Below are 20,293 nucleotides of genomic sequence, written 5' to 3'. Positions count from 1 at the left end.
AGATTGTTACACCTCGTGATTCCGCCTTCGGTATAATGGTGTCCATGGTACCGATTTCCTCACGACGCCCATCCGTGCCCGTTTTTGTCCAGAAGATTCCTATCGGGGGAGAGCATCCGATTGTCGTTCAGTCCATGACCAATACCGATACAGAGGATGCCCGCTCCACTGCTGACCAGGTTTATGATCTCTGGCGCGCAGGGTCCGAACTGGTTAGAATTACGGTCAATACGGAAAAAGCGGCCCGTGCTGTACCTGAAATCAGGAATATCCTCCGGGATCGAGGTGCGGAGGTTCCCCTAATCGGTGATTTTCATTTTAACGGGCATATCCTCCTGCAGAAAGTTCCCGATGCGGCGGAAACCCTTTCCAAATACAGGATCAATCCCGGAACCCTGGGTGGACGCCATAGAAAAGACGATAATTTCCGTACGATGGTTGCCATCGCCCGCGACAGACAGAAACCGGTCCGCATCGGTGTGAACTGGGGATCCCTCGATCCAGCGATACTTGCGGAGCGCATGGACGTCAACGCACGTCGGGAAGAACCGCTCCCTGCATCGGAAGTGATGCGGGAAGCCATTGTGGAATCGGCGGTTCGGTCTTCGGAAATGGCCATGGAAGAAGGTCTGGGAGAAGACCAGATCATTCTTTCGGCAAAGGTGTCCCATGTTCCCGATCTGATTCTTCTCTACCGCGACCTGGCAAACCGGACCCGTTTTCCGCTCCATCTGGGTCTTACGGAGGCGGGAATGGGAGACAAGGGGATTATTGCATCGACTCTGGGAATCGGGACACTGCTCGCCGAGGGGATCGGGGACACAATCCGGGTTTCTCTTACCCCATTTCCCGGAGAATCGAGGACTCGGGAAGTAGAAGTGTGTCAGCAGATTCTTCAGTCCCTGGGTTTAAGGAATTTTTTCCCCCAGATCACCAGCTGTCCGGGGTGCGGACGAACGACATCCACTTTTTTTCAGGAGCTGACCGAAGAGATCCGAACCTTCATCATGGGCCGGCTTCCGCAATGGCGGATCACCAACCCCGGTGTCGAAAACCTGACCATTGCCGTGATGGGATGTGTCGTTAATGGACCGGGTGAATCCAGGCAGGCCCATATTGGAATTTCCCTTCCCGGAACAGGAGAACAACCCAGGGCGCCGGTCTTTATCGAAGGAAAACTCCATACAACCCTTCAGGGGCCATCCCTGGTTCATGATTTTGAGGAAATCCTGGAGTCCTACGTGCAGAAAAAATTTCCGGAATCAACAGAGTAGGGGAATCCGGGAAATGGGATTTCGATTCCCATAAAAGAGATAAAGTCTCATTCTATGGAACAAATTCTCCCTTTATCCTGTTTTCATAGTCTATGAGGCAATATGATAGGGTTCAACATATCAGGTGGAGTCTTTCTTGAGACCAAGAGTTCTGGGTTCCATTATCATTCTCGCGATCCTGATGGGACCGGTTGTCGGTTATGGCGTGTACCGGGTTGTAGTCGGTCAGGAACAGCAATCGATGCTGGAACAGCTATCCAGGGATCTTTCCACAGGGGCTTTCTGGATTGAACGGGAAATTGTCTCCGGAGTCGAAGCTCTCTATTCTCTCCAGGCCCAGGTTTCCAAAATGGATCCATTGAGTCAGGATGATTTTCATGAGATGACCGGTCCGATCATCCAGCGTCATCCTTCCCTTCAGGCTCTGGAGTGGGTTCCGAAGGTGACAGCGGAGAATCGGCGAATTCATGAAGAGCAAAGTAGCCTGCACGGAAATCGGACTTACGCCATCACCGAGGGGCTGGATCGGGGAGAACTGAAGCAGGCGGGGGAGCGGGACCTCTATTATCCGGTCCAGTATGTCGATCCTTTTCCGGGTAATGAGAGAGTTGTCGGATACGATCTGGGCTCCAATCCCGAAAGAATGAAAGCCCTTCAGAAGGCTGAACATGAAAATCGTCTGGTGATTACCGGATCTCTATCTCTGGTTCAGGGAGGAACGTCTCCCGAAGGATTTCTGATGATTCTTCCCGTATCCGGGAATCAAGGCGGAATCACGGCCGGGAAAACATCGGGGATACGGGGGTTTGTAGTGGCTGTCTTTCGCTCCGGCCGGCTCACGGGTGTCTCCCTCTTTCACAGGGCCTCCTCCGCGCTGGGGGATATTCATTTCCAGCTGATCGAATCGGAAGGAGGATCGGATCAGACGGAAGTCATCATAACCCGATACGATCGTCTGGTCCAAAATCCCGATCTCTCCTGTGAGCGGTATCTGAAAATCGGGGATCGGACCTGGCGGCTTGTCGCTTATCCCACCGACGCCTTTCTGACTCGAATGTTTACACGAAATCCCCTGCGGGAAAGCCTGGTCATCGGAGGGATCTGGGAACTTCTTGTGATTCTGGGGGTGGTTCTCATCAAACTGGCCCGGGATCGTGCTAAACGACGGGAAGCCCGGATTACCCGGGCGGTCATCTCAAGTATTTCAGAAGGAATCATTGTCTCCGATCTGAACGGTGAGATTCTCATGGCCAACGATGCTGCGCGGTCGTTCTTTGGAAGTGTTTCCGGGACCGGCCATCCCTCGGAATGGCCGAAGCAGTACGGAATATACAGACCGGGAACGGAACAGCTCTATTCTCCGGAAGAGCTCCCACTTCTGCGGGCGATCCGGGGGGAAACCTTTCAGGATTCGGAAGTCTATGTTCGAAACGAGAAAATCCCTGAGGGTGCTCATCTGAATGCAAGCGGGGTCCCTCTTCAAAATGAGGATGGTGCCAACATAGGGGGAGTGGTGGTATTTCGAAACGTGACGGATCAGAAGGCTTCGGAAGAGAGAATGAAACAGCTCTCCAACGCGGTTGAGCAGACGGCAGACGCCATCTTCATCACCGATCATGAGGGAACCATCCAATATGTAAACCCTGCGTTCGAGGAAATGACGGGCTTTTCCGAAGAGGAAGCCATCGGAAGGACTCCTGCGATCCTGAAATCGGGACTTCAGGATGACGGGTACTATAAGGAACTCTGGCATACGATTCTGGAGGGACGGGTTTTTCGAGCCACCGTAGTCAATCAGAAAAAAAGTGGAGGAACCTTTTTTGCCGAGCAGACAATCACGCCGATGAAGAATGGTAACGGTGCGATTCACCACTTTGTCTCGGTTCTGAAAGACATGACGGAATCGAGAAAGCTTCAGGAACAGGAATTTGAGATGGCGATTGCCGCCAATGTACAGAAGCGTCTCTTTCCCACAGAGGCACCGGTCGCAAAGGGGTACGACATTGCCGGAAAAGTCTTCCCCGCCCGGATGACGTGCGGAGACTATTTTGATTTTCTGCCGATGCCGGGAGGAAATTGCGGAATGGTTGTGGCGGATGTATGCGGGAAAGGGATCGGACCGGCACTGGTTATGGCGGAAACCCGGGCCTTCCTGCGATCCCTGTCCAGATCCCATGCCAATTTGAGCTCCATTATGGAGACGTTGAACCAGATGCTGGTCCAGGACCTGGAGGAAGCCTCCTTCGTAACCCTTTTGATCGCCAGCCTGAACCTGCAGACGGGCCAGCTGGGGTTTGCCAATGCGGGTCATCCGCCGGGGTTCATCCTGGATTCTCACGGAACCGTCCGGGATACACTTTCCGCCACGGGCTTGCCGCTCGGGATGTTTCCCGATGCGACCTATCAATGCAGGAGAGAAATTTCCCTTCAGCCGGGTGACCTTCTCCTCTTCGTTACCGATGGAGTCCTGGAATGCGAAAATGAAGATGGAGTTCCCTTTGGTGAAGAAAGGCTCCTTGACGTTCTCAAGAATTTGATCCGTCTTCCCTCGGTAAAGATTGTCGATGCGATTTACGATGCAGTAAAGGAATTCTCCAGCGGGAACCACTTTCAGGATGATATTACGATCCTGGTCTGCAGGAGGGAAGAACCCCGTCTCTGAGGGATCGCCTTTCCAGGTCGTGATTGACAAAACCCTTTAATTTTGTTAGGTTTCCAGACATTATGGATTACAAGAACTCGCTCTGTCTCCCTCAGACGGACTTCCCCATGAAGGCCAACCTGCCTCAGAGGGAACCCGATTTTCTCAAGCGATGGCAGGAAATGGAAGTCTACGGGAAAATTCAACAATCCCGGGAGGGCCGTCCGATCTTTTTCCTTCATGATGGTCCCCCTTATGCGAACGGGCACATTCATATGGGAACCGCATTGAATAAAGTTCTCAAGGATATTGTCGTCAAATCACGCACCATGATGGGAAACCGGGCTCCCTACCGGCCGGGCTGGGACTGCCACGGGCTTCCCATTGAACTTCACGTTGACCGTCAGCTTGGGATCAATCGTAAGGATATGAGTATCCTCGATGTCCGCGCGGCCTGTAAAGAATATGCAATGAAGTATATGGACATCCAGCGCGGAGAATTCATGCGCCTGGGTGTCTTTGGTGAATGGGAAAACCCCTACCTGACCATGACCCATGACTACGAGGCTGACATTCTGGAGGCCTTTTACAAGGTTTTCCAGGATGGAAACGTCTATCGGGGGAACAAGCCTGTCTACTGGTGCGCTTCCTGTGCCACGGCCCTGGCCGAGGCAGAGGTCGAGTACCAGGACCATGAATCTCCCTCGATCTTTGTGGCCTTCCCGATTCAGGAGTGGCCGGAGGATCTTCCCCGGCCCAGGGGTGTCCCCCATGCCGTGATCTGGACGACGACGCCCTGGACACTTCCGGCCAACGTCGCCATCGCCGTCCATCCGGCTCTGACCTACCGATTCATCGAACATGATGGAAAGGCTTACCTGGTCTATGCAGATTTCGCCGAGAACCTTTCACGTGTGTTCGGATTTGATGAATGGACCCTTTCCGAACCGATCCCGGGGAAAGACCTGGAAAAGCTTATTTACACCAACTCGCTCATGGATCGCCGGGGACGTTTTATCCTGGCAGATTTTGTTACGACCGAGCAGGGATCCGGCCTTGTTCATATCGCTCCCGGTCATGGGATGGAGGACTTTATTGTCGGTCAGCAGTACCACCTGCCGGTACTGGCTCCGGTTGATGCCCGCGGCTGTTTTACCTCTGATGTTCCCGCATATGAAGGCCAGCATGTTTTTAAAGCCAATCCCGCCATCATGGCCGACCTTTCCTCCGGCGGATCTCTCCTGAACCAGAAGCCTCTTTCCCACAGCTATCCAGCCTGCTGGCGCTGTAAAAACCCCATTATCTTCCGGGCTACGGAGCAGTACTTCCTCTCCCTTGGTGCCAATGACCTCGGTCCTTCAGCCGTGCGGGCCATCAGCACGGCAAACTGGATTCCAGCCTGGGGGGAAGAACGGTTAAAAGAAATGGTCGAAAACCGTACGGACTGGTGCATATCCCGACAGAGGGCCTGGGGCGTTCCGATCGCCCTCCTGCGGTGTGAAGACTGCAACAGGGTCCAGAAAGATCCGGAATTTTTCCAGGCCGTCGTAGACCTTTTCCGGAAGCACGGTGCCGACGTGTGGTACAGGGACGAGATCCAGGATCTTATCGCCGGCAGGACATGCTCCTCCTGTCAGTCCACGAATCTGAGCCGCGAAATGGATATCCTGGATGTCTGGTTTGATTCCGGAGTATCCCATATTGGCGCGCAGATGCCTGTCTGGCCCTGCGACCTCTACCTCGAAGGTCACGACCAGTACCGTGGCTGGTTTCAGAGTTCCCTTCTCCTGGCCGTCGCTCTGCGGGGACAGCCATCCTATCGGACTGTCGTTACTCACGGATTTGTCGTGGATGGTGAGGGAAAGAAGATGTCAAAATCCCTCGGGAACGTCATTGCGCCGGAGGAGATCATTAAGAAATACGGTGCTGAAATCCTGAGGCTCTGGGTATCGATGGTCGATTATCGAGGTGATATTCCAATCTCCGAAGAGATCCTGAAGCGGCTGGCAGAAGCCTACCGGAAGGTCCGCAACACCCTGCGCTATCTCCTCGGAAACCTGCACGGATTTGATCCTTCCTCGCCTCTTCCTCTGGAGGATCTTCTTCCTCTGGATCGATACATTCTTTCACGTCTCTGCGAAGTCAACGAAAAAATTGTCCGGGCTTACCGGGATTACAACTTTCATCTTGTCTACCATTCCCTTGTGCAATTCTGCAGTGTCGATCTCTCCGCCCACTACCTGGATATGATCAAGGACCGTCTCTACTGCGATGAAGCACAGGGACGAAATCGGCGGTCGGCCCAGACCGCCATGGCTTACATCCTTCACAACCTTCTCCGGATGATGGCTCCGGTCATGGTCTTCACGGCGGAAGAAGCTTACGGTTCCTATACGGGAAAGGTGCTGGATTCTATTCACATGGAAACCTTTGCCGATCTTTCTTCCTTTACCCTGCCCGAGGAGCGGTCCCGGAAGTGGGAGAGCCTCTTTGATCTGAGGCAGGAAGTCACCCAGGCCCTGGAAGCGCTTCGTGCCACTTCGGTGATCGGTTCTTCCCTCGGAGCCGGCCTGATCTTTACCCGCCATGGAGCCCTGGAAACACTCCTCCAGTCCCTTCAGCTCGATCTGGAAGAGTTCTTTCTTGTTTCATCCGTCGAGGTCGGATTTGAGGATACGGTGGATGGAACCTGGTCCCCCTCTCGAAGCATGGAGGGTCTCTATTTCAAGGTTGCGCCCAGAGAGGGAGAGAAGTGTCCCCGCTGCTGGAAATTCAAGGAACTGGAAGAGGGGCTCTGCTCCCGGTGCAACGGGGTCGTTGGATGAAACGTTTTATCCCCTGGATGTGGACCCTCACCCTGGTCCTGATTGCCCTGGACAGGGTGACCAAGATTCTGATTCTCCATTCGGATTCCCTGCCCGCCACCATCATTCCCGGTTTCTTCACCCTGGTCCATGTGACCAATACGGGAATTGCGTTCGGGGTCTTCTCCGGGATCTCTCCCTCCATCATGAATCCGGTGCTGACGGGAATCGGAATACTGGTACTCATCTTTCTGGCCTACTTTCTCCTCTTTCAGGATGAGACCGTCCCGGTGAGGATCGCCATGCATCTGCTTCTGGCAGGTGCGGCCGGAAATATCTGGGATCGAATGGCGTATGGAAAGGTCATCGATTTTATCGACCTTCACCTTGGTAACCATCACTGGCCCTCCTTTAATATTGCCGATGCCAGTATCTCCACAGGTCTCATCCTCATCCTCATCCTCTCGTTCAGGAAATCCACGTCCCGTGTTCCCCAAGCTGATTGAAATCGGACCCTTCTTCATTCCTTCCTATGGCTTTTTTGTCGCCCTGGGTGTCTTTGTAAGCCTTCTCGTGGCGAAGTTGCGCGCCCGGAAAGAGGGAATGGACGGTGTCAAGGTTTTTGATACGGGACTTTCCATCGTGATCGCATCTTTCATCGGTTCCAAGATCGCCCTCGTGTTCGTCTATCCCGGGGATTTCTTCCGTTCTTTCTCTTCGTTCATCTCCCTCATCCGATCCGGTGGGGTCTTCTATGGCGGTTTTATCGCCGGCGTGATCACAGCCATCCTCCTGATCCGAAAAGCACGTTTTCCCATCTGGACCCTTGGAGATGTTTACGGCGCCGCACTTCCCATCGGTCAGGCCATAGGCAGGATCGGATGCTTCATGGCTGGATGCTGCTGGGGAAAATCCTGCAGCCTTCCGTGGGCCGTCACCTTCACCAACCCCTTTGCCCATGAAATTACGGGAGTCCCTCTCCACACATCCCTTCACCCGTCTCAACTTTACCTCTCCCTTTCCGATTTAACCATCTTCTTTCTTCTCCAGCTTCTCTATACACGACGCCGGTTTAAGGGACAGATCTTTCTCATGTACGCGTGGCTCTATGGTGCAGCCCGGTTCCTCCTGGAGTTTCTAAGGGGAGATCCCCGGGGTACGCCTCTCGGCGGCCCTCTGTCCACCTCGCAGGTTGTCGCTATCGTCGTAGTGACGGTTTCGTCCTTCTTCTTACTCCGTGGATACCTTTCGTCTCGAGGTTCTGAAGCCTGAACGGCGCCTGGATACCTTCCTGGCCTGCTGCCTTCCGGAACTGAGCCGGGCGGCCCTGGCCCGGCTCGTCCGCGCAGGTCATGTGCGGGTCAATGGTCGGGAAGCCAGGCCCAGCCGTCCGCTCTCTCCAGGTGATGTCGTCGAAGGCGTGATTCCTCCGCCCGTACCTTCCCAGCTCATTCCCGAGCCGATGGATCTCTCCATCCTCTTTCAGGATGAGCATATACTGGTGTTGAATAAGCCGGCCGGCCTCTGTGTTCACCCCGGTGCGGGAAGAAGTTCCGGAACGATTGTCCACGGTCTCCTGGCGATGGGACCTGGTCTGTCCTCCATCGGAGGCGTGGAGCGCCCGGGAATCGTCCATCGGCTTGACAAAGACACATCGGGCTGCCTGGTCGTCGCACTTCACGATCGTGCCCATGATGCCATGGCCCGGGCCTTCAAGGCCCGAAGGGTCCATAAGGTCTACCTGGCTGCCGTATGGGGCTGTGTACCCTTTGACGAATATCGAATGGACGGTCCGATCCGCCGTCACCCCGTGCATCGAAAGAAGATGCAGGTTGGGGAGAGTGGACGGGATGCCCAGACCCTCTTTCTTACACGGGAACGAAAAGAAAGATTCTCACTTGTGGAAGCGAGACCCATTACGGGGCGGACACACCAGATTCGTGTTCATCTGGCCCATCTGGGGTATCCGATTGTCGGGGATGAGACCTACGCACGAAATTCGGGAAGACAGTACATAGATCGCCAGGCACTTCACGCATGGGTCATTGCCTTTCCCCATCCCATCACCGGTGAATCCCTTGAAATTGAGGCTCCCCTTCCCGGCGATATGGTAGACTTGATACTGAACCTGGGTTTTGCCCTTCCCGTTTTAGAAAGGAGCAAGGTATGAAGGCATGGATGGTTCTGGTTATTGCACTCATTATTCTGGGTCTTTTCGGTGCGCTCTGGGTTGTGGAGGAGCGTAAAGTGGACAAGGTCAAAGACGATCTGGATGCTGCCCGGACGGATTTCTCCCAAAAGCTCCAGGCAAAGGACGCAGAGATGGCTAAAATGGAGCGAAGCCACAAGTCTGATCTCGCTCGTTCCATGGCCGTCTTCGCAAAGGATCTTCTGGCCACCCGTGATCAGGGTGCTCTGATTACTGCAGTGAACGATGCCATTACCACCCTTCCCGTTGATGAGATTGTCATTGTGGACTCCACGGGGCTCGTGATTGCCACTTCGAACCTGAAGTTTTCCGATTTAACCCTCACCGATGCCGGGTTTGCCAAAGCCCTGGAAGCCGATGGCCCGATCTATGCCGATGGTGCATGGTATGCAGCAGCGGGAAAGGGTGCTCTGGCTCCAGGGATGGTACGCGTAAAGTAACCCCACTTCCATCTTGATCCCGGGACATGAATTTGATACCCTTCCCGCGGAGGTTTGAACCATGATTGTTGCCACTCAGATCCGCGCGGGAAATATCCTGGTTATCGATGGAGAACTCTTTCGGGTAATCCAGATGACCCATGTCACACCTGGAAAGGGCCACGCCCATGTCCAGGTGAAGATTCGAAACCTGAAAACCGGTAATGCCTACGAACGCAGGTATAACTCGGGAGATAAGGTGGAGAAAGCTATGCTGGACAACCGGTCCATGCAGTACCTCTATTCCGATGCGTCGGGATACCACTTTATGGACCAGGAAACTTACGAACAGATCGCACTTTCGGAAGAGATCCTTTCCGACTCTCTGAAATATCTGAAGGAAAATGACATCATCCAGGTGGACCTTTTCGAGGGAAACCCGGTGGGTATCGAGATCCAGCCCTCGGTCATTCTTGAGGTTGTTGAAACAGAGCCGCCCATGAAGGGGGCCACGGCGGCCGGTGGAGGAAAACCGGCCAAACTCGAGAATGGGATTACGGTTACGGTTCCCCAGTTCATTCAGATCGGGGATAAGGTCAAGGTCGATACCCGGGACGACAGCTATCTCGAACGCGCCTGATGACTCCTCCTGCTGTATGTCTCACCATTGCTGGAATCGATAGTTCCGGCGGTGCCGGCGTTCTCATGGATGTTGCCATGATCCGGTTGTCGGGGAGTCATCCTGCGGCTGTCATTTCGGCCACGACGGCTCAGAATTCCACGGGGGTTCACGACGTCCATCTCATCCCGCCCCGACACCTTAAGGCTCAGCTCGATGCGGTATTTTCCGATATGGACGTTCGGGCCGTTAAGACCGGCATGCTGGCGGACAGCTCCACGATCTCCGTGGTTGCCGAGGCGCTCTCCGGAGCGACGATTCCCGTCGTCGTGGACCCCGTCATGGTCGCCACCTCCGGGAGCGCTCTGACGGTAGACGATACGATTGCCGCCCTGCAGGAGCGGCTGATTCCCTGCGCCACCCTTCTGACTCCCAATATTCCGGAAGCTGAACGCCTGCTCCATGCGCCGATTCGTTCCTTCGCATCGCCGGAGGAGATGGCCCTTGTGCTTGCGGAACGGACCAGGACCGCCGTTCTGCTCAAGGGTGGACATGGAGAGGGTGAAACCATCCTGGATGTGCTGGCCACTCCGGAAACCGTAACGACCCTGAAGATGCAGCGGAGAAAGGGAACCTACCATGGAACCGGGTGCGCCCTCTCCGCAGCCATCGCATCTCTTCTCGGGCAGGGAGTGGAGCTCCTTCCCGCTGTCAAGGCGGCCCGGACCCTCCTGGTCAACGCCATTGACGGGGCCTTCCGTCCCGGTCATTCGGAGATGCTCTACCTCAAGGTCTGATTCGCTGTGATAAGATGGTCGCGAAATGGATAGAATCCTCGTCGTTGAAGATCGGCGGTCTCTTCTTAAGATCCTGTCGGAAGTTCTGGGTGACAGGGGGTACGAAGTGGTCGGCGCCTCCTCCGGGACTCAGGCCCTGGATCTGTTGCGGAAAGAGCGTTTCAGTCTGGTCCTGACCGACCTGAAGCTGCCGGGCGCCGACGGTCTGGAAGTATTGACCTCCGCCCGGGAGGAGGATCCCGATCTTCCCGTGGTTATCATCACGGCCTTTGGAACCGTGGAAACCGCCGTTGAGGCTATGAAAAAGGGCGCCACGGAATTTCTTTTAAAACCCGTCGACCATGAATTCCTCAGCCTGATTGTTGACAGAATCATCGAAAAGCAGAGAATTTACCGAGAGAATATCCTTCTCAAGGAAGAGCACGCTCGAAACTTCGGTTTCCCCACGATTGTCGGATCCTCACCGATTATGGACCATCTCTCCCGCGAAGTTCAGAAAGTGGCGGCCACAGAAGTTTCAGTCCTGCTGAGCGGAGAATCGGGGACGGGCAAGGAACTCTTTGCCCGGGCAATTCACTCGTTGAGCCCAAGGAAAGATAAACCCTTCGTTGCCATCAATTGTGCTGCAATTCCCGATACCCTGATTGAAAATGAGCTCTTTGGCCATGAAAAGGGAGCCTATACGGGAGCATCCAGCCGGCAGATGGGGAAATTTGAGCTCGCCCATACTGGAACGATCTTTCTGGACGAGATCAGTGAGCTCGGAATGAATGTCCAGAGCAAGATTCTTCGGGTCATCCAGGAAAGAACCTTTGAGCGCATCGGCGGGCTCCAGACGATTCAGGTGGATGTCCGCATCATTGCGGCAACAAACCAGGACCTTCAGAAGGCCGTTCGCGAACATCGCTTTCGTGAGGATCTTTTCTATCGGCTTTCCGTCTTTCCCGTCTTTATCCCTCCCCTTCGTTCCCGTCCCACCGATATTCCAATTCTCGCGGAACACTTTCTGAAGAAGTACTCGGCGGAGATGGGACGCAGATCCCTCTCTTTCGGAAAATCGGCGATGGAAAAACTCCGGAATCATGGATGGCCTGGAAACGTGCGGGAACTGCAGAACATGATCGAACGATCCGTGATCCTTTCCGAAACCGACACTATCGAGTCCGATGATATTCAGCTGGCAATGGAAGACCCGAAAGAATCCAGCCTCCTTACCCAGATCGGTCTTGAAGGTTCTCTGGAAGAAATCCTGACGCGGGCAGGTACAGCCCTGGAGAAGGAAATCCTCCGTCAGGTCCTTCTGCAGGAAAAACAGGATCTGACCCGCACGGCAAATCGTCTGAGCCTCACCCTCCGGGCGCTTCAGAGGAAAATTCTGGATTACGGACTTTAGTTCTCGTTCACATCCCGCTGTTTTAGTCCCTTCTCCTTGACAAAAAACTTTTGCTCTCCTAACATTATTTGTACATGGAAACTACACTCTCCCCGGCCCTTGAGAACTATCTCAAGGCAATCTATCTTTTGCAGAAGGATCTCAAGGTGGTCCGGGTGAAGGATCTTGCCCATTCTCTCAACCTCAGAATGGCCTCGGTGGTGGGCGGATTAAAGACCCTGAAAGACCGTGGTTTCGTAATCCATGAACGGTACGGCTATATCGAATTGACGCAGAAGGGTCTCATGGCAGCGAAGGAAGTCTATCGTCGCCATCAGGTACTCCATCGGTTCCTTACCGACATTCTTAACGTACCCGAGGAGCAGGCAGAGGAAGATGCCTGTGCCATTGAGCATTACATATCTCAGGTTTCACTGCGCAGCATGGTCACCTTTATCGAGTCCTACCAGGCCCCTGAGGGAAAGGAAACCCGGGGCGCAGATCTGACAAATCCGAACGTCGGTCCGCCCGGGAATGTCCGATCCCTGGCCAGACTGAAGGTGGGAGAAGAGGGACAGGTCCACCGTATCGAGGGGGAGGTCTCCCTGAAGCGAAAGCTTCTGGATATGGGAATGGTACCGGGAACTGTGGTACGCGTCATTACCATTGCCCCCTTCGGGTCTCCCATGATTTTAAGTGTACGGGGATACCATCTCTCTCTTCGCCGCGAAGAGCTTGAATCGGTCTTAGTGAAATCGTTATGAATCCGGAACCAGTGATTACCGTTGCCGGTAATCCCAATGCCGGGAAAACAACCATCTTCAATGCGCTGACAGGCTCCCGCCAGCATACGGGAAATTGGCCGGGAGTCACCGTGGAAAAAAAATACGGTTTTTCCCGAATCGGCGATCGAAAGTGCAAGGTCGTGGATCTACCGGGCACCTATGGTCTCTCTGCCCACTCCCTGGATGAAAGTGTCGCGAGGGATTTTCTCCTCTCCGGAGAGTCCGATGTCGTAGTCATCGTTGTGGATGCCACCCTCCTGGATCGACATCTCTACCTCGTGACCCAATGTCTAGAAATGGGACTGAATATTGTCCTGTGCCTGAACATGATGGATTCAGCCGAAGAGGCCGGGATTCGGGTGGACTTCGCCCGTCTCTCCGGAATTCTGGGTATTCCCGTCGTACCCTGTGTCGCCGTGAATAATCAGGGTCTGGATGAGCTAAGGGATGCCATTTCCGGCGCTCTGAACAAGCCCGACGGCGCCTTCCGGGTGCACTATGGAGAAGATCTCGAGCGATATATTGAAGAAATCACGGAAAAAGTCAGCGACATCGGGGTTCCCTATCCGTCCCGATGGGTGGCCCTCCAGTTTCTGGAAGAAGATGCTCACGCACTCGATCTTATTCACCTTGTGGAAGGGGGGCGGGATCTGCGACGGGCCTGGATCGAAGGGGCGATCAACCTCTGCCAGACCCTGGGGTATGACGATCTTCCCACCCTGCTGGCAGAAAAGCGTTACGGTTTCGTGCATGGTGTCGTCAAGGAGTGTGTGTCCCGGCAATCGGCCTTTGACCGGATTGACTGGACTCGCCGAATCGATACGGTTCTGACCAACCCCTTCGTCGGAATGCCGATCTTTTTTGTGATCCTGTGGCTTTCGTTTCAGCTGGTTTTCACGCTGGGCAATCCGGTGGCCACGGCCCTTGATGTCGGGCTGTCCACCGCGGCTTCGACCATTTCCGGGTGGTTTTACGCCCTCCATCTTCACCCCTTTCTGATTTCATTTCTGACCCATGGAGTGATTTCAGGCGTCGGGAGCGTCCTGGTCTTCCTTCCGAATATCATGATCCTCTTCTTTCTCATCGCAATCCTGGAAGACTCCGGCTACATGGCCCGGGCCGCCTATATCATGGACCGGCTCATGCACACGATGGGTCTTCATGGAAAGTCCTTTCTTCCCATGATTCTGGGATTCGGGTGCAATGTGCCTGCGATCATGGGAAGCCGCATCCTTGAGTCGGAAAAGGATCGAACCCTCACGATTCTGATCCTTCCCCTCATGTCCTGTTCCGCCCGTCTCCCGATCTATATCCTGTTCACGGGAATCTTTTTCCAACGGCACCAGGGACTTGTGGTCTTCAGCCTTTATCTCATCGGTGTCATTCTGGCCGTCATCGTAGCGAGGATTTTTCAGAAACTCTTCTTTCGGAATGAAACGGCTCCCCTGGTTATGGAGCTTCCTCCGTACCATATGCCCTCGGTTCGCGGTGCGGCCTATCATATGTGGCTGCGGTCGAGGTTGTTTGTCCGCAAGGCCGGTACCGTTATCCTGGCCGGTGTGGTTCTTATCTGGTTTCTGGCTTCCTTTCCTCCCGGAGTTTCCTACGCCTCACCCGAGAGCTGGATTGGTAAGATCGGTGATTTCCTTGCACCTCTCCTGGCCCCGGCAGGTTTCGGTTTCGGTGAGGCAGCCATTGCCCTTCTATCCGGTGTCGTTGCAAAGGAGATCGTTGTCGGCACTCTGGGGACCCTTTATGGAGATCTGTCCCTCAACCAGGCGCTGGCCTCACATTTCACCCATCTCTCTGCCTACGCCTTCATGCTGATGTCTTTAATCTATGTGCCCTGTCTCTCCACTCTGGCGGTGATCCGCAGGGAAATCGGAGTCCGCTGGGCCCTTCTCACCATCACATACACTTCGATTCTGGGCTGGCTGATCGCCACGCTCGTCTACCAGGTCGGATCACTCTTTCTGTGAGAACCGGTTTTTTTCATCCGGCCCTGGATTCACCATTCGTTCCTTTCCGGTCCGAATGGAACCCGGAGCTCCCATGACCCATATCATTACCGAACCCTGTATCGATATGAAGGATGCTTCGTGCGTGGATGTCTGTCCCGTGGACTGCATTCACCCGCGGAGAGAAGAACCCGATTTCGAGGACGTCACCATGCTCTTCATCCATCCGGAGGATTGCATTGACTGCGGAGCCTGTGTACCCGCCTGCCCGGTCGAGGCCATCTTTGTGGAAGACGATGTCCCGGAAAAGTGGAAGAAGTTCATCGAGATCAACTATGCCTACTACGGGCTGAATCCACCCGAAGAGTAAGCACCGCCGCCGTTTATTGCCTCTCACCCTCAAGTAGGATACAATAGTTCAAATCTTTTCAGGGGGTTGTCTATGTCTCAGGTGAAATTTAAACCCTACATCTCTCCAGAAACTGACATGAAAGAACTCACGTTCAAGGCACTCTTTGTGGGTGTCATCCTTGCCATGATCCTTGGAGCTGCCAATGCCTACCTCGGACTTCGTGCGGGAATGACCGTTGCCGCGACCTTTCCTGCGGCTGTCATTGCCATGGCTGTCCTGAGACCCTTCAAGGGCACCATCCTGGAAGAAAACATTGCCCGAACCACGGGTGCCGTCGGTGAAGCCCTCGCGGCGGGCGCCGTGTTCACGATCCCCGGCTTCATCATTGCCGGCGTGTGGAAGGACTTCGACATCGTCATGGGAACCGTCCTCATGCTGGTCGGCGGTATCCTGGGCGTTCTTTTTGTCATTCTCCTCCGCCGGACCTTCATGGACGACCACTCCCTGCCCTTCCCTGAATCCGTTGCATGTACCGAGATCGTGAAAGCCGGGCAGGCAGGTTCCACGGGTGCGGGCCTGGTCTTTGGATCGATGGGGCTTGCGGCCCTGATCGAGTTTTTCAAGAATGCCAATGGCATTCCCTTCATCGGTGAACGCTTTAAAAGCATCTTTACGATCCAGGGAAAGGCCTTTCCCTATCAGTTTCCCAGCCCCTCGCCCGCCTTCCTGGGTGTCGGGTTCATCATTGGGCCCCGCCTCGCCGCCATCACCTTCTCCGGAGGTGTATTCGGCTGGCTCTTCCTGATGCCCCTCGCCCTCTTTGTCCGGGCCCTCTTTGATCCTGCCTTTGCGGCCCACATCACATCAACGATCGGCATAGACGGCGGCAGGGCGATCCTCTTCAACGAATTTGGTGCCTTCTATGCCGACAGCATCAAGAAGGTGGCCATCGGCGCCATGATCGTGGGTGCCTTCTATACCCTGTACAACATGCGTAAAAGCCTCATTACAGGCATTCGTCGATCCATCTCCTCCATGGGAGGTGCCGCGGAAGGTCACGTCGAGCTTCGAACTGAAAAGGACCTGAACTTCAAGGGAGTCCTCCTCGCTATTGCCGCCATGGTGGTCTTTATGTTTCTCCTCTACAAGGTTCTGGCGGGCAGCTTCTCCATTTCCCTGATTACGACGATTGTCATGGCCATCGCGGGCTTTCTCTTTGCCGCCGTGGCCGGATACCTCGTTTCGATTATTGGGTCCTCCTCCAACCCCATTTCCGGTCTGACCCTCTCCACCCTTCTCATCGCGGCCGGGCTTCTCTTCGCCCTTGGTCTCCGCGGAGACGGGGGCATCCTCGCCGCCCTGGGTGTCGCAACAGTCGTCTGCTGCGTGGCCGGCGTTGCCGGAGACATGATTCAGGACTGGAAGGTCGGTCACTTCCTCGGCGGTACCCCCTGGCGTATGGAAGTGGGCGGTCTGATCGGTGTTGTCGCCGCTGCATTCGCCCTGATCTGGCCCATCATGCTCCTCCATAAATTCGGGGGCGGTATCGGCTCCGAAACCCTGCCCGCACCCCAGGCCGGACTCATGGCTGAAGTGGCCAAGGGCATCGTGGGCGGCCAGATGCAATGGTCCCTGATTCTTATCGGAATGTTTTTCTCGCTGGCCCTCATTCTGATCAAGTCGCCTTCTCCCATGCTGATCGCCGTGGGGATGTACCTTCCCTTCGAAACTACAGCGGCCATCTTTGTGGGCGGCGTCTTCAAATACATCCTGGATGCCATGGTGGCCAAGCGCACCGGCGTTAAGGAGGATGCACCGCTGACCGAGGAACAGCAGCACAAGAAAGAGGCATCCGAAAACAAAGGTCTTCTTGTTGCATCCGGTCTTGTGGCGGGAGAGGCCCTCATCGGCATTCTCCTTGCCGCCCTCGTCGCCGCCAAGGTAAAGATCTTCGCCAATCCCATCGCGACTGTGGTAGGGGAGATTCCGGAGTACGACAAGCTCCTTTCCGAGGGCTACACCATCCTCGCCAAGACTCCATCCTGGTTCGGCCATTACTTTGTGGGATTCCTGGTTATGGTCGCCCTGGGTGTCTTTATGGTGGGCATGCCCCTGAAGGCCCTCAAAAAACGTTGAAGCGTCTCTTTCTAAGTTCTTATTCCCTGCCCCGGAAAATCGGGGCAGGGTTTTCAATTTCTACCCGGGAATCGATTATGAGGCCTGAGTGAAAAAAGAAGAGAAGGCACCGAACTTCCTGGACTTTATCCCGGAACCGCTCCGGAAGGCGGAAACGGACGGGGAGGGAATCGTCACCGTCTATGTGCCCCGCTTCGGTTCGGGCCGCCTGGGCCGTATTCTCACCCGTATCTTTCGATCGAAGGACATCACCGTCCGCCTGGACAGTGTCGGATCCTTTGTTTGGAATCGGTGTGACGGACACCGCTCTCTCTTCAGCATCGGGACGGAGATGAAGGAATCCTTCGGGGAGGAGGTCGAACCGGTTTTCGACCGCCTTGTCCTCTTTATCCGCCAGATGGAACGGGGTAAACTAATTCATGTGAGGAACCGTGAACCACTCCAGGAATGAGATCAGACGGCTGACGGAATTCGCCTCCTGCGCGGGGTGAGCCTCCAAGACAGGTCCGGGTGACCTGCAGCGCCTGCTGAGCGGATTAAGCGGCATCTTTCCCCCGGAGATGACAGAAAAGCTGCTGTGCGGCTTCGAGACCTCCGACGATGCCGCTGTCTACCGGTTAACTGAGACGACCGCCCTGGTCTTCACGGCCGATTTCTTTCCCCCCATCGTGGACGATCCCTTCGATTTCGGCGCCATCGCCGCCGCCAACGCTTTATCGGACATCTACGCCATGGGAGGCGAGCCCTTCCTGGCGATCAACCTTCTCTCCTACCCAGCCGACCTGGGGGAAGATATTGTCGCGGAAATCCTCAGGGGCGGGATGGAGATGGCCCGGGAAGCCTCCGTCATCATTGCCGGGGGTCACACAACCCAGGACCGGGAACCGAAGTACGGCCTGGCCGTGATCGGGTCTGTCCACCCCGACCGGGTAATCCTGAACCGGGGCGCACGGCCCGGAGATCGGATCCTCCTCACGAAACCCCTGGGAATCGGGGTCATCACAACGGCCCTGAAAGGGGGGACCGCGGATTCCAGTAACGTGGCCGAGGCCACGCGCCGGATGAAACAGCTGAACCGGGAGGCCGCCCGGGCCGCCCTGAATTCCGGTGTTCGGGCCATGACCGACGTCACCGGGTACGGCCTGGCCGGCCACCTTCACGAAATGCTGGAGCCCGACAGCCTCGGAGCCGACCTTTCCTGGCAGAGCCTTCCCTTCCTCCCGGGGGCCCGGGATCTTGCGGAGAAGATGGTTTTCCCCGGAGGAGCCTACACGAACCAGGCCTATTACTCGACCTGGCTGGAAATCGAAAAGGATCTGAGCGACGGAGATAAGCTTCTGCTCTGTTCCCCCGAAACCTCGGGGGGTCTTCTCCTGGCGATCCCGCCGGAATCCCTTGAAACCTTCCGGTCGGGCGCTGGCACCCTTGAGTTCTGGGAGATCGGTGCTTTTACCGATACGGGGAGAATCCGAATACGGTAGACATTAGTCGGTAGTCCGCACCCTTCGGATCTAAACTAAAAATTTTCAGAGTATCCATTCGGTGACTCTTCGAAAGCAATATGTCCAGTGTGAGAGATCCCCTTCCGACACGAAAAAACCTGAGTTGGAGGGCATCCATTCGGCACATGACTTACCTCCAGTAAATCAGAGTTTCATGGATAGATCGTAGATCAGGAAAAGCAAAAAACAAATTCCACCTATCAATTTGTCGCTCAGTTGTATTCTGGCTGAGAACATAATCCAGGGATCATGGAGCCATTTGTTACAATGATTTCATGATGGCCGTAAGAGTGAATGTTCAGCGAGGTTGGTGGTTGGAAGAGAGATCTGATTCTACGAAAGCAATCCGATGAGCTGGAGTCCGATTCAAAAATTAGAGAATGTTTCTTCCGATTTTCGAATCATTTTCTACAGTGCTGTCACCGTCTTCATCCTCACGAACCTCTATCACTGGGGTGCAGTGTCGAACTATCCACTCTTTTATATCTTTCCGGAACATTCATTCACGGTGGTTGAAGCTGAAACGGGCGGACCGCTGGAAGGTGCTGTAGCTGTGTATATTTATACTCAGATGCCTGTCTATGATGGAGGAGAGGCATCCCGAATGGTAACCCCTTTTCTGGATCCCTGGGTTCGTGTTTCGAAATGGTTAGGTGTAATTCAAATCGGAATGCATGAAGAAATAAGCGATTCGAATGGCAGGATCACGATACCGTCCTTTGGTCCCGTTCGCAGGAGGAGAAACTTTGCATTCCAAAACTCTGTTCCAGAAATGTTCATATTTAAACGTGGATATTCTGTCAAAAGAATGTTTAATCGTGAATTTGAAGAATATGATAAACGCGAATTGGGAGAGCATTCCATCGTTCCGAAGTGGGCGGGAAAGGAAATTAAATTATCCAGGGCAGATTATTCCCGGGATCGATATCGCGATGTATTTGAAGCCCTTTTCTGGATCTATAATGATTTGGATCTTCTGTTCAATAAAAGAAAGGGATATTTCTTGAAAACCCTGCCTTACGCAACGGATCAATTCTATACCGTGGTTAGTGAGATCAATATAAGCCCGAACATAGAGGACATGAAGACTTTTGAAGATCGACAGTTCTGGTTGAACAGAAAAAACTGGCTGGAAAAACTCGAATATATCAGGCTGACGTTCGACAGTTGAATTTCACAAGTTGCTCATAAAAGGGAAGTAAGGGTACGCCTATCCAGACGTACCACTAGGTTTTTCAAGGATTGAGAAATTTTGGGTTACGCTTCGATCACGCGGTTCGGCGGTCGCATGCCGATGGCCTTGAAGGCTTTGTGGGCCTCGCCCTGCAGGTCCGTCCTGCAGGTGTACCGGGTCCCGTTATCGTTCAGCGTGACTGACGTTCGACAGTTGAATTTCACAAGTTGCTCATAAAAGGGAAGTAAGGG

General features: G+C 54.5%; 16 protein-coding genes and 1 pseudogene. All 17 read left to right on the top strand.

Features of this window, described 5'->3' with window-relative positions:
- The first annotated feature begins 44 nt into the window (after nucleotides 1-44).
- The 17 genes and pseudogenes from ispG to PLD04_03890 all read left to right on the top strand — a co-directional run bounded on the left by ispG (nucleotide 45) and on the right by PLD04_03890 (nucleotide 20,039).
- Nucleotides 45-1,274, top strand: coding sequence for a flavodoxin-dependent (E)-4-hydroxy-3-methylbut-2-enyl-diphosphate synthase (ispG, locus tag PLD04_03970; protein ID HXK67475.1), 1,230 nt, complete (start codon nucleotides 45-47; stop codon nucleotides 1,272-1,274).
- 136 nt (nucleotides 1,275-1,410) lie between these two features.
- A complete protein-coding gene (locus PLD04_03965) occupies nucleotides 1,411-3,936 on the top strand; it encodes a SpoIIE family protein phosphatase (GenBank protein ID HXK67474.1) in 2,526 nt (841 codons plus the stop codon).
- A gap of 107 nt (nucleotides 3,937-4,043) precedes the next feature.
- Nucleotides 4,044-6,740 (top strand): isoleucine--tRNA ligase, encoded by a 2,697-nt coding sequence (gene ileS / locus PLD04_03960; GenBank protein ID HXK67473.1) that lies wholly within the window; start codon nucleotides 4,044-4,046, stop codon nucleotides 6,738-6,740.
- Nucleotides 6,737-7,225: a signal peptidase II gene (gene lspA / locus PLD04_03955; GenBank protein HXK67472.1), complete on the top strand. Its 489-nt coding sequence runs from the start codon at nucleotides 6,737-6,739 to the stop codon at nucleotides 7,223-7,225. The genes ileS and lspA overlap by 4 nt, the downstream gene beginning before the upstream one ends.
- Nucleotides 7,206-7,991 (top strand): prolipoprotein diacylglyceryl transferase, encoded by a 786-nt coding sequence (locus PLD04_03950; GenBank protein HXK67471.1) that lies wholly within the window; start codon nucleotides 7,206-7,208, stop codon nucleotides 7,989-7,991. The genes lspA and PLD04_03950 overlap by 20 nt, the downstream gene beginning before the upstream one ends.
- Nucleotides 7,957-8,889, top strand: coding sequence for an RluA family pseudouridine synthase (locus PLD04_03945; GenBank protein ID HXK67470.1), 933 nt, complete (start codon nucleotides 7,957-7,959; stop codon nucleotides 8,887-8,889). Before PLD04_03950 ends, PLD04_03945 begins: the two co-directional genes overlap by 35 nt.
- Nucleotides 8,886-9,368, top strand: a complete 483-nt coding sequence (locus PLD04_03940) for a hypothetical protein (protein ID HXK67469.1) — start codon at nucleotides 8,886-8,888, stop codon at nucleotides 9,366-9,368. The genes PLD04_03945 and PLD04_03940 overlap by 4 nt, the downstream gene beginning before the upstream one ends.
- A 61-nt stretch (nucleotides 9,369-9,429) precedes the next feature.
- The gene (gene efp / locus PLD04_03935) at nucleotides 9,430-9,987 is read left to right on the top strand and encodes an elongation factor P (GenBank protein ID HXK67468.1); all 558 of its coding nucleotides are present in this window, start codon (nucleotides 9,430-9,432) and stop codon (nucleotides 9,985-9,987) included.
- Nucleotides 9,987-10,763 carry a bifunctional hydroxymethylpyrimidine kinase/phosphomethylpyrimidine kinase gene (thiD, locus tag PLD04_03930; GenBank protein HXK67467.1) on the top strand — a complete coding sequence of 259 codons (777 nt, stop codon included), beginning with the start codon at nucleotides 9,987-9,989 and terminating at the stop codon, nucleotides 10,761-10,763. Before efp ends, thiD begins: the two co-directional genes overlap by 1 nt.
- A gap of 25 nt (nucleotides 10,764-10,788) precedes the next feature.
- Nucleotides 10,789-12,156, top strand: coding sequence for a sigma-54 dependent transcriptional regulator (locus PLD04_03925; GenBank protein HXK67466.1), 1,368 nt, complete (start codon nucleotides 10,789-10,791; stop codon nucleotides 12,154-12,156).
- A 74-nt stretch (nucleotides 12,157-12,230) separates the two neighbouring features.
- Entirely contained in the window at nucleotides 12,231-12,899 is a 669-nt protein-coding gene (locus tag PLD04_03920) for a metal-dependent transcriptional regulator (protein ID HXK67465.1), read from the top strand.
- Nucleotides 12,896-14,899 (top strand): ferrous iron transport protein B, encoded by a 2,004-nt coding sequence (gene feoB / locus PLD04_03915; GenBank protein HXK67464.1) that lies wholly within the window; start codon nucleotides 12,896-12,898, stop codon nucleotides 14,897-14,899. The genes PLD04_03920 and feoB overlap by 4 nt, the downstream gene beginning before the upstream one ends.
- A 73-nt stretch (nucleotides 14,900-14,972) precedes the next feature.
- Nucleotides 14,973-15,248: a ferredoxin family protein gene (locus PLD04_03910; protein HXK67463.1), complete on the top strand. Its 276-nt coding sequence runs from the start codon at nucleotides 14,973-14,975 to the stop codon at nucleotides 15,246-15,248.
- 72 nt (nucleotides 15,249-15,320) lie between these two features.
- A complete protein-coding gene (locus tag PLD04_03905; protein HXK67462.1) occupies nucleotides 15,321-17,366 on the top strand; it encodes an oligopeptide transporter, OPT family in 2,046 nt (681 codons plus the stop codon).
- 88 nt (nucleotides 17,367-17,454) lie between these two features.
- On the top strand, nucleotides 17,455-17,817 hold the full coding sequence (locus PLD04_03900) for a PqqD family protein (GenBank protein HXK67461.1): 363 nt from the start codon (nucleotides 17,455-17,457) through the stop codon (nucleotides 17,815-17,817).
- A gap of 58 nt (nucleotides 17,818-17,875) precedes the next feature.
- A pseudogene (gene selD, locus PLD04_03895) lies at nucleotides 17,876-18,847 on the top strand (selenide, water dikinase SelD).
- Between the two features lie 529 nt (nucleotides 18,848-19,376).
- On the top strand, nucleotides 19,377-20,039 hold the full coding sequence (locus tag PLD04_03890) for a hypothetical protein (protein HXK67460.1): 663 nt from the start codon (nucleotides 19,377-19,379) through the stop codon (nucleotides 20,037-20,039).
- Nucleotides 20,040-20,293 lie beyond the last annotated feature (254 nt).

The organism is Thermoanaerobaculia bacterium, from assembly GCA_035593605.1.
Taxonomy (GTDB): domain Bacteria; phylum Acidobacteriota; class Thermoanaerobaculia; order UBA2201; family DAOSWS01; genus DAOSWS01.
The sequence above is the reverse complement of the archived record's forward strand: the minus strand, read 5'-3'. Positions and strand labels throughout refer to the sequence as shown.